General features: G+C 52.2%; 12 protein-coding genes. 6 read left to right on the forward strand and 6 right to left on the reverse strand.

The genetic code is table 11. The features are described from left to right. Positions 1-103: 103 nt before the first annotated feature. Complete coding sequence (locus MK323_11265; GenBank protein ID MCH2482732.1) at positions 104-970, forward strand: TauD/TfdA family dioxygenase; 867 nt, start codon at positions 104-106, stop codon at positions 968-970. Between the two features lie 45 nt (positions 971-1,015). On the opposite strand, the gene MK323_11270 is transcribed toward MK323_11265, so the two are convergent. Further along, a complete protein-coding gene (locus MK323_11270) occupies positions 1,016-1,405 on the reverse strand; it encodes a RidA family protein (GenBank protein MCH2482733.1) in 390 nt (129 codons plus the stop codon). Between the two features lie 171 nt (positions 1,406-1,576). Between MK323_11270 and MK323_11275 the strand changes: the two genes are divergently transcribed. Genes MK323_11275 through MK323_11290 form a run of 4 tightly spaced genes read left to right on the forward strand, consistent with a single transcriptional unit; the run spans position 1,577 to position 5,483 of the window. After that, positions 1,577-2,341: an arylmalonate decarboxylase gene (locus MK323_11275; GenBank protein MCH2482734.1), complete on the forward strand. Its 765-nt coding sequence runs from the start codon at positions 1,577-1,579 to the stop codon at positions 2,339-2,341. Positions 2,342-2,381: 40 nt separating this feature from the next. Further along, complete coding sequence (locus tag MK323_11280) at positions 2,382-3,494, forward strand: Ldh family oxidoreductase (GenBank protein ID MCH2482735.1); 1,113 nt, start codon at positions 2,382-2,384, stop codon at positions 3,492-3,494. Next, a complete protein-coding gene (locus tag MK323_11285) occupies positions 3,494-4,639 on the forward strand; it encodes an indoleamine 2,3-dioxygenase (GenBank protein MCH2482736.1) in 1,146 nt (381 codons plus the stop codon). Before MK323_11280 ends, MK323_11285 begins: the two co-directional genes overlap by 1 nt. 43 nt (positions 4,640-4,682) lie before the next feature. Beyond that, positions 4,683-5,483, forward strand: a complete 801-nt coding sequence (locus MK323_11290) for an SDR family oxidoreductase (GenBank protein ID MCH2482737.1) — start codon at positions 4,683-4,685, stop codon at positions 5,481-5,483. Positions 5,484-5,488: 5 nt separating this feature from the next. Here the strand turns inward: MK323_11290 and MK323_11295 are convergent, their stop codons facing one another. The 5 genes from MK323_11295 to MK323_11315 form a co-directional block, all read right to left on the reverse strand. Beyond that, positions 5,489-6,292, reverse strand: coding sequence for a M55 family metallopeptidase (locus MK323_11295; protein ID MCH2482738.1), 804 nt, complete (start codon positions 6,290-6,292; stop codon positions 5,489-5,491). Then, positions 6,259-6,525 carry a CoA transferase gene (locus MK323_11300; GenBank protein MCH2482739.1) on the reverse strand — a complete coding sequence of 89 codons (267 nt, stop codon included), beginning with the start codon at positions 6,523-6,525 and terminating at the stop codon, positions 6,259-6,261. The genes MK323_11295 and MK323_11300 overlap by 34 nt, the downstream gene beginning before the upstream one ends. A gap of 37 nt (positions 6,526-6,562) precedes the next feature. After that, a complete protein-coding gene (locus MK323_11305; GenBank protein ID MCH2482740.1) occupies positions 6,563-7,483 on the reverse strand; it encodes an LLM class F420-dependent oxidoreductase in 921 nt (306 codons plus the stop codon). Between the two features lie 83 nt (positions 7,484-7,566). Beyond that, on the reverse strand, positions 7,567-9,249 hold the full coding sequence (locus tag MK323_11310) for a hydantoinase B/oxoprolinase family protein (GenBank protein ID MCH2482741.1): 1,683 nt from the start codon (positions 9,247-9,249) through the stop codon (positions 7,567-7,569). Positions 9,250-9,259: 10 nt separating this feature from the next. Then, positions 9,260-11,320, reverse strand: a complete 2,061-nt coding sequence (locus MK323_11315; protein ID MCH2482742.1) for a hydantoinase/oxoprolinase family protein — start codon at positions 11,318-11,320, stop codon at positions 9,260-9,262. Between the two features lie 417 nt (positions 11,321-11,737). On the opposite strand from MK323_11315, the gene MK323_11320 reads away from it, so the two are divergent. Beyond that, a complete protein-coding gene (locus MK323_11320; GenBank protein ID MCH2482743.1) occupies positions 11,738-12,985 on the forward strand; it encodes a hypothetical protein in 1,248 nt (415 codons plus the stop codon). Positions 12,986-13,113: the final 128 nt, after the last annotated feature.

Genomic DNA, 13,113 nt, shown 5'->3' on the forward strand with positions numbered 1-13,113 from the left:
AAACCGACTCGCTGGCAAAGTTTCCCGAACGGGCTTACCTGATTTGTTAAAGTACAGCTGAGGCGATTTAAATTCACCGTATCTTGGTGTCGAGAGGTTGGCTATGACGATAGAACTGCGGCCATTGCACGGCGATTTTGGGGTCGAGATTCTGAACGTTGATATCAGTGCCGGTCTGGATGATGCGGAATTCGCGGAAATCGAACAGGCTGTTGAGGACTACTCGGTAGTACTCATGAAGCACCAGAATCTGGATGACGACCGGCAACTGGCATTCAGCAATCGGTTCGGCGAACTCGAGTTTGACCATGTGACTTACGGTCGTGACCGTCGTGTCCGCTACGTCTATCGGATCGGGAATATTGATCGGGATGGCAACCATATGCCCGCCAGTCACGAACGCGTTGTGTTTTCGACCGGGAATCAGATGTGGCACACCGACTCATCATTCAGGCCCGCGCCCGCGAAGTTTTCGATTTCCTATGCCTACGAGGTCACGCCCCAAGGCGGTGAGCTTGAATTCGTCAGCGCTAGAGCTGCTTATGCTCGGTTGCCCGAGTCAATACAGTCCACCATGAATGATCTGGTTGTGACGCACGACTATGTATTCTCTCGGAGTAAGGTCAGTCCGGATGCAGTTACGCCGTCACATGCTGAGTCGTTGCCACCAGTTCCTCAGCGTTTGGTTCGTACCAATCCGGTCAACGGAAAGAAGAATTACTATGTCGGTTCTCATGCGCGTTCGATAGAAGGCTGGTCGGATAACGATGCCCGTGTACTGCTCGACGATCTGCTTGATCGCGCTATTCAGCCCGAGTGTATTTACAGCCACCGCTGGGAGACCCAAGATCTTCTAATCTGGGACAATCGATGCATTCTGCACCATGGCCGTCCTTTCGACGCCGATCGTTATCGACGTCGGATGCATCAGATACGCGTCACTTGTGGTTGTTCATCAATGGACGAATAAGCGGTTCGACGGCAATACGTCTGATGGTAGAACCCAGCAAGTAGGTTAGCTTCTTGCAGCCCAAGCTTCGATTTCAACAAAGATGCCAGGTGATGCCAGTCCGTCGACAATCACCAGTGTCGATGTAAAGATCGTTTCATCGCCGATTACTCTAGATCTTGCCAAACGGTAGTCCTCAATAAAGCGTGAATCGGTTAAGTACACCGTGGTTTTGACCAGATCCGATTTACGCATGCCCTGATCGCGCAGACAACTCACGATATTGCGTAGAGTCTGTTCCGTCTGTTTGCGAATGCCGTTTGCGAGGTTGCCTTTCTTGTCTATACCGACCTGACCGGAAAGAACCAGCCATTGTGCATTGGCTGGCACCAGGGTCGTATGACAGTATTTACCCAGGGGCTTGTGAACCGCCGCTGGATTTGAAGAAATATTCATTGTTGCCTCCACTGTTGTCTATTCTGAGTTACCGAAGTTACCGCGTAAGGTGATCTGTAAGTGTAAACGCGGACCACGTTTTGAAGGTAACAACATCACTCAACCCTGCGTAGAATGGGAGGTCTGGGGCATCAATGACAATCTGCTGTTGAGACTGGTTGGGATTTTAGAATGGTCGATTCGAAGGTTCGGTATGACGACGCGTTGGGTTGGCGTCTGAAGCTGGGTGTAATTGTGCCTGCAACCAATACCATTGTTGAGCCTGAGTTTCACAGCATGACCCCTGCTGGCGTGACTTGCCATACCGGGCGTTTCCCGCTCAAGGATGTCCAGATCTCCAGCGATGACGATTTCGAGCGTTTGGTCGCCGATATTCATGCCAACCTGGATCGGGCAGTCGACGACCTGATGTCAGTCGCGCCTGATCACATTATCGTGGGGGTTTCTGCTGAATCTTTCTGGGATGGTGCAGATGGTGCAGAGGTAATTAAGAACCGATTGGCGGAAAAGACTGGTGTCTCGATCACGCTGGGATCTGATGCTGCACGGATGGCGCTGGAGGCTGTGGCCGCACAGCGCATAGGCGTATTGACACCTTACTGGCCAGTCGCCGATGAGCGTGTGCGGCAGTATTTTAACCAATGCGGTTTTACTGCAGTCAGAGTGACGGGTCTTAAGGCAACCAGTCCCCTCAATATTGCCGAACAGAGTCGGGACACATTACGCCATGCCATCCTCGGTCTTGATGGCGACGATATCGATACGATCGTCCAGGTCGGGACTAACCTTGCGCTTGCTGCACTGGCCGATGAGCTTGAGTTAGAACTGGGAAAACCAGTGATCGCCATCAACGTTGCCCTGTACTGGCACGCACTGAGGCAAAACGGCATCAATGAGGCTATTCCAGGATTTGGCCGGTTACTGAAAGATTTGTAGGCGATTCCTAACACTGCAGTTCAACACAGCTTCACCATCATTGAAAACCACCACTGACCAGAACTCTGTAGCTGGAACCCCGGCGGACAAAGATTTCAGCGGGCGTCGTATTGCTGCCGATAAACTGAGGCTTCTGGGTGTTCGCTTGCTGTCAGCAGCAGGCATGTCACACGATGACGCAGCCATGGTTTCCGAGCACGTGGTGGGTAACAGCCTGATGGGCGTGGACTCACATGGCGTGGTGCGTTTTGCTCAATACATGTCGCTTATCGAATCAGGTGCAATCGATCCCGCCGGTACACCGCTTGTAGTCATTGATGAACCAACAATGATCCGGATTGATGGTCGTGGTGGACACGGTGTTCCCGCTATGGTGCAACTTGCGGAATGCACAGCTCAGAAAGCGCGTACTGCCGGAATGGCGACCGGTGCTCTGGTGAACTGTGGTCACACGGGTCGGATTGGCGCCTACGCTGAAACGATTGCGCGTCAGGGTTGTTTTGCCGTGATTATTGGTGGTGGTGGACATACCCGCGGCAATCCCAAAGTGGCACCCTATGGTGGTCGAGAAGGAATCATGGGGACCAATCCTTACACGTTGGCCCTTCCGGGTGGTCCGACAGGCGTTGTGGTGGTGGATTTTGCGACATCCACCAGCGCTCAAGGCAAGCTGCTGGCAGCCTCTAAAACAGGAGAGCCTCTGCCGCCGGGAACCATTCTAGACCGTGACGGGCGGCCGAGTATTGATGCCCGGGACTACTATGCGGGGGGCGTACTGCTGCCGGCAGCCGGACCCAAAGGCTACGGACTGGGGCTCATTGGCGAACTGCTCGCCCATGGGGTCCTGGGTCAGGCAAGGGCACTGAACTGGCTGGTGCTGGCTGTTGATCTCGACCTGCTGGGCGATGATGACTACGTCAGTAGAATTGACGACTATCTGGAATGGGTCAAAGGACGTGCGCCGGCGGAAGGATTTGACGAAGTGATGATTCCGGGCGAACCCGAACAGCGTTGTCGAAAATTGCGGGAACAGTCGGGGATTCCAGTTGCCGATGAAATATGGCAGGAGATCATCGACTGGGCCGATCGGATGGGTATCGTGCTGTCTGACATCGAAGCGAATTCTGATTTTCACGGGGCACAGGTGCGCTGATGGCCTCGTGTTGGCAGGTTACCGAGAAGCAGGGGTTTCTGATTGCTCCTAATCCAGTAACCGATCCGTTACCGTTTCTGTCGAATACCGTGCGCAGTGCGGTTACCGAGATTATGGATGTAGCCAATAGTCTTTCACAGCTGGTCGCGGGCGGTCGATGTCGTGAAGCGTGTCTGGAGTTGCCCATGCCGGATTTTTCAGGCAGCGATGTGATTCTCGATGAACGCGCTGCGGAGCGCCTGCACCAGGCTTATGCCTTTTTGAGCAACGGGTATTTGTGGCAGCCTGGTGCGGAACCGACTCGGCAGCTGCCGCGCACCCTCGCTATTCCTTTCGTCCAACTTTCAGCACGGGTCAAACGGCCACCGACGCTGAGTTATACCAACACACAACTGGTCAATTGGCAGCGGCTAGACCCTAGCGGCGATATTGCAGTTGAAAACATTAAAGCGGTGCAGATGTTTCAGTCTCTTCCTGATGAGGAATGGTTTTGGGTGTTGCACATTGTGATCGAGGCTCGTGGCGCACCAGCGGTGATCGCAGGCACAAGACTGGTGCAGGCAGCAAAAATTAATGATATAGACCAGATCGAAATGCAACTCGAGATCATCCGCTCCGGACTTGAGACGATCATAGAACTTGCAGGGCGTATGGAGGAGGGTTGCCGACCGGAGGTGTATTACGAGACCTTACGTCCATTTCTGTTCGCACATCCCGATGGTGTGGTATTTGATGGTGTGGAAGCATTCGGTGGTAAACCCCAGACATTTCTGGGACAAACTGGAGCACAAAGTGCCCTGATTCCTGCTATCTGTACATCACTGGGATTGCGTCATGCGCGCAGCGAACTGACAACCTATCTGGAGGCTGTACGGGCCTATATGCCGGAACCCCACCGGCAGTTTGTCGCCGGACTGGAGGGCCAGGTCGTGCGAGATTGTGTCAGCAGTACTGTGAGTCAGAGCTCGGTACGGACGCTCTACAATAGCTGTATTGAGAAAGTGGTTGAGTTCCGGCGTCTTCATCTTGGCCTGGCTGCAAACTATATTGCCTCGCGTATGGATAATCCCCGCGGCACCGGGGGTACCGACTTCATGCGCTGGCTGAAGCACATGACTCGGGAAACAACCGAGCAGATGCTCTAGTTGTGTGGGCCGGATTCGCCTGGATCAATTTAAGGAGAAGCGTATGCAGGATTTGTTTTCAATCAAAGGCAAGACGGCTCTCGTGACCGGTGGGTCGCGCGGGATCGGGGAGATGATTGCTGGAGGGTTTCTGGCAAGTGCTGCCAAGGTCTATATCAGTTCGCGCAAAGTAGAGGCTTGTGATGCCGCCGCCGAACGGCTGATGAAGACGTTTGGTGGAGAGTGCATTTCTGTGCCTGGCAACGTTGCCGAACTCGATGGCATCAGTACCTTGGTCGAAACGCTGTCGGAGCGAGAAGACAAACTCGATATTCTGGTCAACAACGCCGGTGTGGGTTGGGGTGCGCCGTTGGAGGAATTTCCGGAGATCGGCTGGGACAAGGTCATGGATACCAACGTGAAGGGTGTCTTTTTCCTGATCCAGCAGTTGTTGCCATTGTTAAAGGCGTCGGGTACTCCAGAAGACCCCGCGCGTGTTATAAACATCGGGTCTATCGATGGTATTGTCACGCCGACTTTCAACAACATTTCTTATGGCCCCTCTAAGGCTGCAGTTCATCACTTGACCCGCGTATTGGCTGCGAACCTGGTTAAGGATCACATTACCGTCAATGCCATCGCACCTGGACCATTTCCAACCTGGATGCTAAGCACGGCGGTAGGATTTGGCGGCGCGACTGATGTGGACTGGGATCAAGTAGCACAGCGAAACCCCCGGAGGCGTGTCGGCACTCTAGAGGATATAGCCGGTGTCGCGATCTTTCTCAGTTCACGTGCCGGGGCTTATACCGTCGGTGAGACTATTACCTGCGACGGTGGCGCCGTTGCCAGTTCGCACCACTGACCCACCTATTTGACGAACTGGAGTAGACGCAGTATCTCGAACCAGTCCTTGGTCTCGAACTCTATGGTGACATCGTCAGCCAGTGAAACGCCGGGGTAGAACGAGGACGAATAGGCATCCAGCTGATTCCGGTAACGGATTGCCAGCCTAAAAGCATCCGGCATGGGCTGCAGGGGTTGGTTGCCGACGCCGGCCAATGCCCGCTGCACGCCATCCCGGATCTGCTGACGGGTATCAGCCGGGTGCAGGCCGACTGTCGAATGGCCGACACCACGGTGGGTGGCAACGGTGACGATATCCGGTTCAACCAACGCGGCTCCTGCGCACAGTTTCTCGTCGCCGCTGAGAAACACTGTTGGCACACCTTCGTGCCTGGCAGTCAGGCTGTTCACCCGGAATTCACTCAGTTGCTCACCGTTCAGTTCGATGTGGTGAATTGTGCCCCTGAACGTGTGTGCCAGTGGATGCCCGCTAGACCCCGCAGCCGAGTGATAACCCACCAGAACCAGGGCATCGAACGTGGCATCAAGTTCTTGCACCATGCTGTAGGGATGTCCGCTCCAGCCACGAATTAGACGCACCGGCACAGGCAACTGTTCAGCAAGGATGTTGCGACCGCTGCCATGGGCATCTTTGACCACAATTTCAGTGGCGCCTGCTGCAATTGCAGCTTGACAGGCCGACGCCGTCTCGGCTGTCATGCGCTCCTGAAATTCCCGGTAAGCCGGATGATCGCGTGAGGCTTCGTCCCAGTGAGCGATACCCGTTACACCTTCTATGTCTGCGCTGATGTAGACTTTAATCGCCATGGGTGTGTGTTTCGCTGTGTCAGTGTGTTACGGGTTTTCAATCTCCGATTTGTACTCAAGTAGATCGTGTCTTCACCGTTTCTGAACGGTGGCATACGGCGGCTGTCATCGCCGTGCTCTACGGGCTCGACTTTGATGACATCTGCACCGAGGTCCCCTAGGCACTGGGCACACAGCGGGCCGGCAAGAACCTTGGAAAAATCAACGACGTGGATATCCTGTAGTGCATTCATGTTGGTGACAGGCCTAGTTGAATTTTCTAACGACTGCCTAACTCAGTTGTGGGCGAATGTCCTGGGCAAAGCGTTCCATAGTCGTCAACGCACAATCGACGGTCTCGGGTATCAGGTCGAAGACAAAGTGCTGGGCTCCCAGTTCTCGATAGCGCTCGATAGCCGATGTGATATCTGCTGGTCTGCCCCGGGTCGGAAATTCCGGATCACTGGATGTGTCCTCCACGACCAGCGGCATCTTGATTGCAATTTCAATGCTCTGTGCGTGCCGTGACTCGGCCTCGAGGTAGCCCGCCAGCTCCTGAGTTGCCTGTTCGAGTTGAGAAAAACTCGGACGTACCGGATGCCAAGTATCGGCATAGCGTGCTGCACGTTTCAGTGCGGGCTCGCTGTTGCCGGCAACCCATATGGGCGGGCCCGGTCGCTGGACGGGCTTGGGTCCGAAATAAGCGTTTTCCACGTTGTAGTACTGTCCTTCGAACGTAACCGGATCAGGCCCCCACAGTGCCTGGAAGAGTTCGAGTGCTTCGTTGGTGCGGGCCCCGCGGTTATGAAAGTCCTGATTCAGAACTTCGAATTCTTCTTCGAACCAGCCGACACCGAGACCAAACATAAAACGCCCCTGAGTCAGTTGATCGACTTCAGCCACCTGTTTAGCGATTTCGAAGGGATTGTGCATCGGCAGTACCACGATACTGGTGCCGAATTTCAGTCGACTGGTCTTCGCTGCCAGGTAACTGATCACCGTAAAAGGTTCCCAGTAGCCCTGTTTCCAGTGCTCGGGATACATCACTCCAGGTCGCATGGAATACCCGGAACGGGTCTGTGGCGGCAGTATGATGTGAGCACTGCACCACAGGGAATCGATCTGAAGTGCCTCAGCAGTTTCCGCTATTCGTGTGAAGTTCTCAGGTGTTGCGTCACTACCACGGACGACCAGTGAAAATCCGTAGGTCATTTAGCATATCTCCGTGTGATTGCAGTTATTGATACGACGCTAGCAATTCATAATTTAGCTTCAACAAACGAACACTGTGCGATTTAGTTGTCGTCGATTGCATCAGGGTTGGTCGGCGATGCCGCGTGGGTTCGGCGATAGTAGCCACGACGGACATCGATCTCGGTCAGTGTCGGATCGCGATCAGCAGCCGGGCCATAACCACCGCCCCCGGGGGTATGAACCTCGATCCAGTCCCCTTCGGACAGCACATACCCCTCGCCTTTGGATAAGTGTTCGGGTGTAGTGATCTTGTCTCCCTGGCCGATTCTGATTCGGTTCGGTGCACCCTCTGTACCGCCCATAATGCCGGGTGGTCCAGTACGACCGTGATCCATGAGGAATGATGCTTTGCCTTCACCCCGGAGCATTTGGACACGATAACTGATACCGAAGCCACCACGCTGTTTGCCCAGCCCGCCAGACCCTTCACGGAGTGCATACCGCTCGAACAGCAGGGGATAGTGCTGCTCCAAGATCTCGATGGGTTGCGTCTTGGAGATGCCGACCGTTGAGCAGCCGTTGGTCAGGCCATCACCGTCAGTCCAGCCACCGTAACCCCCGCCTGAAAAGAAATACATGATGTAGTCGCGCCCGGTTTCTGGGTCGTGCCCCCCAAGTGCCAGGTTACCGCTGGTGCCGGCTGGCGCACCAAACAATCGTTGTGGAACTGGCTGTGCCATTGCCCCAAAAACGGCTTCCATAATTCGTTGAGCCACTTCTGCTGCACAGCCTGCGACTGGCCTGGGGTATTTTGCATACAGGAATGTACCTTCGGGTGGTTTGATATGAAGCGGTGCAAAGCAGCCTGCATTTATCGGCACTTCCGGAAAAATATGCTTCATCGCCACGTAGACAGCGGACTGGGTTGTGGCCCATACCGAGTTCATTGGCCCGCGGCAGGGTGGACTGGAGCGGGAAAAATCAAAATGTGCATCGCTCTGATCGATCGTTAGATCCAGGACGATGGCAAGCGGTTCGTTTATCACACCGTCGCTGTCTACATAAGCCGTGAAACTGTAATCCCCGTCGGGGATTGCCGTGATTACTTCACGCATGTGTTGTTCGGCGCGTAGCTTGAGTTCCCCGATAGCAGCTCTGACAGTTTCTGCACCATACCGATCCAGTAACGCTGTGAGTCTTTTCTCACCTGTTTTGAGTGCGCCAATCTGGGCTCGAATGTCGCCGATGCGCTCGTCCGGAACACGAATATTGTTCAGAATGATGTCGACCACATCCTGCTGAATTTCACCGCGGTGCATGAGTTTGACAGGCGGCAGACGTAATCCCTCTTGTTGAATTTCCGTTGCTGTTGAATTGAATCCGCCCGGCACCATGCCGCCCGTGTCCGGCCAGTGTCCTGTATTCGACAGGATGCACCAGAGTTCGCCGTCGTAGTAGAACGGCATCATCATCTTGACATCCATCAGATGGGTACCGCCCAGATACGGATCGTTCTGGATGATCACATCACCGGGTTCAAGGTCCCGACGTCGCTCCAGTACGGCCTGAGTAGCAAACTGCATCACACCAAGAAATATCGGCAGCCCGAGTTCTCCCTGAGCAATCATGTCGCCGCTTGTTGAATCGTAAATTCCATTCGATCGATCAAATGCTTCCGAAATCACAGGTGAAAATGAGGTCTTTTGATGGACCAGATCCATCTCAGAACAGACCTGCCGCAGACCGTTATCAATCACCGCCAGCGTTACAGGGTCGATACTCATATTTCTGGGTTCATTGTTTGTGCAGCAGAACATCGATGACGAGATTACCGGCACTATCGATCTTTGCCGTGGCGCCGGGATCGATAACGCAGGTCGAATCCACCTGCTGGATGATGGCTGGCCCTTCTATGAGGGTTCCACTGTTGATCAGTGCCCGATCGTAGACAGTTGACGCGAGCCATTGGCCGTTGAAATAAACCATTCGGGTTGCCGGGGCTTCGCCAGGTGCTGGCGACTGGGTTGCACTGAACAAGGAATGGGTCAGATCCTGGCGGCGGCCAATCACTGTGGTTCTCAGGCTGGCCAGTACGGGTGTCATATCTTCCAGGACGATGTCGAAGCGTTCACGATATCGGTCGGCAAAGGACTCAGCTACCGCATCAGATGAAAAGCCTGGGCTCTGCACAGCCACTCGAAAAACATGACTCTGGCCCTGGTACATCAGGTCTGCCTCGTAAAAGATCTCGACCTTGTCGACCGGTACTGCTTCATCCACAATAGTGCGTTGACCGGTCTCGCCCTGGTCTTTGAGAATCCGGTCTGCGTTGTCTTCATCGATGTCTGCCAGGGGTCGCCACAATGTTTCAACGTAGTCATGACGCAGGTCAGAGATCAAGCAGCCCAGCGCCGAGGTAATACCGGGAAAACGGGGAACCAGGACCTGTGGGATAGCGAGTTCTGTCGCCAGTGTGACAGCATGCAGGGGGCCTGCGCCGCCGAATGCGAATAATGCGAAGTCGCGCGGATCATGCCCCTTTTCTATGGACACCAGACGGATCGCAGATGCAAGTTGGTTGCATGATACTGCGAGTATTGCCGCCGCCGCATCGACTGTATCAAGTTGAAGTGGATTGCCGACCTCTTTTTTGATCGCTGCCTGTGCATTGGAAAGGGCATTTTCTGCCTGGACCACACCAGAAAACCCAGAGACGTCGATACGACCAAGCACGAGGTTGGCATCGGTGACAGTCGGTTTGGTGCCCCCACGCCCGTAACAGACCGGGCCAGGTTGTGCGCCGGCGCTTTCAGGGCCTACTCTAAGCAGGCCGGCAGAATCAACTCGTGCAATCGAACCGCCACCTGCACCAATCGTGTGGATGTCGACCATTGGCACACGCACCGGTATTCCGTAGGCGAGGTCTTTTTCTGCAGACAGCGACGGTGTCGCCCCCACGATCACACTGACATCAAAGCTGGTTCCTCCCATATCGCAGGCAATGAGATTATCGAAACCGCTTTGTTGTCCGATGTGTGCTGCGGCGACAGCACCGGCCGCTGGACCGGACATCACGGTCTGTACTGGCTGTCGCGCAGCTGCCGACGCTGTCAGGGTGCCACCGTTGCCCTGCATGACCAGGAGATCGTGACCAAATCCGGCCTCTTGCAAACGGTCTGAGATCCGACTCAGGTAGCTGGAAAGCACAGGTTGGACATATGCGTTTACGGCTGCCGTGCTGCCGCGTTCAAACTCACGCACTTCTCGCAGTATGTCGCTGCTGATGGAAATAAATCCGGTAGGCCAATTGTTCCGGGCGATATCCGCTGCGCGCTGTTCATGCACAGGATTGGCATAGGCGTGTAGAAAGTGAATGACAACAGCTTCAGCCCCAAGTTCGTGCAGTGTTTTAAGCGCAGTACGGACTTCGTCTTCGTCGAGTGGTAACAAAACGCGACCACGAGCATCCAGTCGTTCGCTGACTTCCAGGCGGAGTTCTCGATCGATCAGGGGTTCAAAGGAGCCCGTCATACCGTAGTTGTTGGGTCGGGTACGGCGACCCAGTTCCAGGATATCGCGGAATCCTCGTGTTGTAATTAGTCCACAACGTGCTCCTTTTCGTTCCAGTACGGCGTTGGTGGCAATCGTGGTGCCGTGCACAACTGCAGCCAGCTCGGCAACAGGGGAAGGGCCTGATTCAATTCCCTGGATCACGGCCAGAGACTGGTCGGACGTCGTCGACAATTTTGCGACTTTGTACTCACCGGTCTGTCGGTTGAGAAAAAGGAGGTCGGTGTTGGTGCCGCCAACGTCTACCCCGACCTGCCATTCTTGATTATAACTCTTTGATATCATTACTTTTAGGGATTCTAATTCCTTTGTATTTTATATTTTAGTTTCATAACTAGTTGTTTTTATTACGCCTATATTACTCATTTCTATTTTATTTCATCTCGCCATCGCGATATCTGAGTAGAAACGTGAGTAGAAACAATACTCTGTATCGTCGCTTAGCGTCGTTTTTGACGAAATACACACACTCATATCAACTTGTCTCTAAACACCCCTTCAGCCGTCTCTAAAACTCATTCTTTGCTGAAAAACGATATACGATGAAATATATCCGCCCGGTATTTTTTTGGGCGTTTTATTTGAGAAGTTTTTACTATGAGCAATAAACTAAAACCTCTATATTTCACAACATCTCGTTGGTACCCATTTTCATAAAACCATTACACAGACTGTTTGTTTTTTAGTGGCGATGAGTAATAAATGTATAAAAATATAACTTATAACTTTTCAGAAAAGATAAGACTTTATTGCATATTTGTAAATGATAAGTCTGTTGACCAACTTACCGTAGCTGACTTTCTTTCTGCCTTCTCACTAAATGAAAAATATCTAATAGATGATGAAACTCTTTCGTATTTCTTTGAGCACGAGCATCTAATAGTAAAAACTGACTGTTTCTGGTGGGTGTCATCTTTTGTATGGGTCATGCACGGTTCTTGGTACGATAAATGGCAAACTACATTCTTACGATATGACCGTCTTGATACTTCATTCTCAAAACGACTTCGTTGGTGCAACCCAACACCAATAGACAGTCATCTTGTTGGGCAAGTCGCAACGTTTCCAACAACAGATGATAGAGATACGTTTTCTGACTATTTTGCTGAAAAACCAAACGATGAGCCATTTCGGGTTTATCGTGGTTTTAGAGTTAGACACGGTGAGGTAGTTAGAACAAATGTAAAGAAATTAGATAACCCTGAGGCTCACATACAAGTAGAAGGTAAAGGTCCGTCTCACACACTAAACCCAGTTTTCGCAGTAGGGCATCTCAATACTACTCAAAACCCATATTTCCTCAAAAAGTATGCAAACATAGCTGGGTCTAAACAAACTAAACAGTTTTTAGCGAAGAAATATTTTGGAATGTTGCCAACCTGGCAAGGAGACACAATGCTCACTTACGCATACTCGTGTATCGGCACATATGAAGTCAGCAAGAAAGACATCATTTTTGTAAAAACTGGTATATATGAGGAAGTTATATTTGACTCCAACTCTGTGAAGTTAGTTAGATACGACTTCATTTCTTGGGTGCAGTCATACGCAGCTCTTCTATGTCGCCAGTTTTTATACGAAATACAAGACAGACATTCTGTTTATCTTCGTCATATCGTTTTAGATATGTGGTCGCTGATAGACATTTATAAGAAATGGGCGAGTTTAGCTTCTCAAAACCCAACAATACTCACGTCTCAATATGGAAAGTCTAAAACCAACATTACTGATGACTTACGACTAGAAGATAGGAAACTAACCGACACTATCTACTCAAACTTACAAGAAAATAGCAAAGGGTTTAGTGATGACGGATACGACTGGGATAAATGTGAAAGTGTATTTGCCGATGCACTACTTGGTAAACCGAAAACTAAACCCAATAAAGTAGTTCCAGATACTGGCGGTACTTCTGAGCCACCCCGTAAAAAAACGATATTTGATATGTAAAAAGAAAAACCACCATTTCTGGTGGCTTCTCTTAGTTGAGTGGTAAACAGCATTCATTATTCTTTGACGCGTCTGATAATAAACAACTAATATCCCACCATCATCTACCCCGGCTTGCCAATGGCTCA

It is taken from the genome of Gammaproteobacteria bacterium (assembly GCA_022450155.1).
GTDB lineage: Bacteria > Pseudomonadota > Gammaproteobacteria > Arenicellales > UBA868 > REDSEA-S09-B13.

Coding starts and splice junctions, on each gene's coding strand:
- MK323_11265 (MCH2482732.1), top strand. CDS start 104: ATGACGATAGAACTGCGGCCATTGCACGGCGATTTTGGGGTCGAGATT.
- MK323_11270 (MCH2482733.1), bottom strand. CDS start 1,405: ATGAATATTTCTTCAAATCCAGCGGCGGTTCACAAGCCCCTGGGTAAA.
- MK323_11275 (MCH2482734.1), top strand. CDS start 1,577: ATGGTCGATTCGAAGGTTCGGTATGACGACGCGTTGGGTTGGCGTCTG.
- MK323_11285 (MCH2482736.1), top strand. CDS start 3,494: ATGGCCTCGTGTTGGCAGGTTACCGAGAAGCAGGGGTTTCTGATTGCT.
- MK323_11290 (MCH2482737.1), top strand. CDS start 4,683: ATGCAGGATTTGTTTTCAATCAAAGGCAAGACGGCTCTCGTGACCGGT.
- MK323_11295 (MCH2482738.1), bottom strand. CDS start 6,292: ATGGCGATTAAAGTCTACATCAGCGCAGACATAGAAGGTGTAACGGGT.
- MK323_11300 (MCH2482739.1), bottom strand. CDS start 6,525: ATGAATGCACTACAGGATATCCACGTCGTTGATTTTTCCAAGGTTCTT.
- MK323_11305 (MCH2482740.1), bottom strand. CDS start 7,483: ATGACCTACGGATTTTCACTGGTCGTCCGTGGTAGTGACGCAACACCT.
- MK323_11310 (MCH2482741.1), bottom strand. CDS start 9,249: ATGAGTATCGACCCTGTAACGCTGGCGGTGATTGATAACGGTCTGCGG.
- MK323_11315 (MCH2482742.1), bottom strand. CDS start 11,320: ATGATATCAAAGAGTTATAATCAAGAATGGCAGGTCGGGGTAGACGTT.
- MK323_11320 (MCH2482743.1), top strand. CDS start 11,738: ATGTATAAAAATATAACTTATAACTTTTCAGAAAAGATAAGACTTTAT.